Raw genomic sequence first — 1,666 nt, 5'->3', positions numbered from 1 at the left:
CGGTCCAGTCGCTGTTGGTGTGTCGTGCCCAGCGGAGGGCGGTGTTGGTGGTGATGCCGAGTAGGTCGGCGACGATGGGTGCTGGTAGGTCTGCGGTAAGGGCGAGGAGGGCGGTTTGTCGTCCTGGTTCGGGGGTGATGCCGTGGCGGCGAAGCCGGTTGTGCATGGCGGGAGCTCGGATCGGCTTGCCGGGGGCGGTGCCGGGGACCAGGTAGCGGGTGTGGCCGACGGCCTGTGACAGGGGTGCGGGGTCGCGGGGATTGCGGGCGAGTTCGGTCAGTAGTACGTCGATGGGCGCGGATCAGGATCGGGGCGCGGCCGAGAGCGAGCCGGACGCTGTCTGGGCCGGTCGTGACGGTGTCGGTGGTCAGTTGGACCAGGCTGGACAGGCGGGCGCCGAAGGTGTGGAGCAGGGCGCCGGCGACGCGGACGTCGAGGGGCAGGTCGTTGTCGTGTAGGCATCGCCGGAGTTGTTGGTAGAGGTCGGTGTCGTCGAGGAGCCTGAGCGTGGTGGGTGATTCGTTGGCGGCGGGCAGAGCCAGCGGCGGCGCGTGGTGCTGGTGGTGTGCCCACTTGAGGAATTGGCGGATGCGCCACCCGCCGGTCGGGGCCTGGTCGAGCCAGGCCTCGAGGGTGTGTTGGGTGAGCGTGGCCAGCGTCTGGTCGTGAGCGTCGAGCCAGGATAGGAACGCCAGGACAAGGCGGATGTGGCTTCGGATGTGGTAGGTGGCTGCGGGTGTGATGGTGCGGTTGCGGCCTCGCCGACGTGCTCGGGGGAGCACATACCAGCGTGCGTATGGGCGCACGACCGCGGCGTGGCTGACGGGCTGGTTCTGCAGCAGATCGGTCAGCCAGGGCGGGATGCGTTCGAGGTATTCGCTGCGCTCGGGAAGCACGTTGGTGCGCACAAGTATGTGGCGAACCTTGTGCAGGTGCTGTGTTTGAGGCTGTTGGTCGAGCATGGCGTGCGTGATGGGCTGGCCGGCTCGGATGAGGCGAGTCAGCATCTGCCCGGCGGGGGCGTGGCGTAGCCAGCGGATGGTGTTGGCCGGGCTGCGAGTGCGGCGAAGAGCTGCGGTCAGTGGCTGGAGCGTGTCGGGGTTGGTGGTGTTGGCGAGCAGGTGGTTGATGTCGTCGTCGAGGACGCAGTGGTCACACAGGCCGTGGCTGAACGGGATGGCACCGCCGCCGCAGCGTTGGCATCGGTAGTCGCGCTCGACCCCGGCGCAGGTTCCGCAGATCCGGTTGCCGTGCTGGTCAACGCCGATGAGCACAGCGGTTCGATCGCAGCCACTGCACAGAGCCGGGTGGCGCATGGCGTGCCCATAGCAGGAACGGCAGACTGGGCCGACGGGCCAGATCGCTCCGGCTTGGCGGCGATGTCCACACAGCTGGCAGGGCTGCGTGCGTTTGGGTTGGCAGGTCTGGCAGAGGAAGACGCCGCGGCCATGGTCCGTCCGGTTGCCGTAGGTGCGGCGCCCGCATCCGGCGCAGGTGTCGATGGTGCGGGGACGGCACGACAAGCACAGGTCTGGGCTGGTGGCCGTTGCCTTGAGGCTGATGGATCGTGTGCGCCCGCAGCCGCCGCAGCGGCGGGCGTTGTTTTTGTCGTAGCAGACGCGGCAGATCGGGTTCCTGTTCACCAGCGCTGCTGCTGGCGCTTGTC

Annotated in this window: 3 protein-coding genes; all 3 read left to right on the top strand. The window is 68.4% G+C overall.

Going from position 1 to position 1,666, the window contains the following annotated elements:
- Positions 1-290 precede the first annotated feature (290 nt).
- Positions 291-458 (top strand): hypothetical protein, encoded by a 168-nt coding sequence (locus ABZ671_RS32580; RefSeq protein WP_357865370.1) that lies wholly within the window; start codon positions 291-293, stop codon positions 456-458.
- A gap of 357 nt (positions 459-815) precedes the next feature.
- On the top strand, positions 816-1,031 hold the full coding sequence (locus ABZ671_RS32575) for a hypothetical protein (RefSeq protein ID WP_357865368.1): 216 nt from the start codon (positions 816-818) through the stop codon (positions 1,029-1,031).
- Positions 1,032-1,121: 90 nt separating this feature from the next.
- Positions 1,122-1,666, top strand: a 545-nt coding sequence (locus tag ABZ671_RS32570) for a hypothetical protein (protein WP_357865366.1), incomplete at its 3' end; no start/stop codon positions are given.

Source organism: Micromonospora sp. NPDC006766 (assembly GCF_040636055.1).
Taxonomy (GTDB): domain Bacteria; phylum Actinomycetota; class Actinomycetes; order Mycobacteriales; family Micromonosporaceae; genus Micromonospora.
This window is presented reverse-complemented; position numbering and strand designations above follow the sequence as displayed.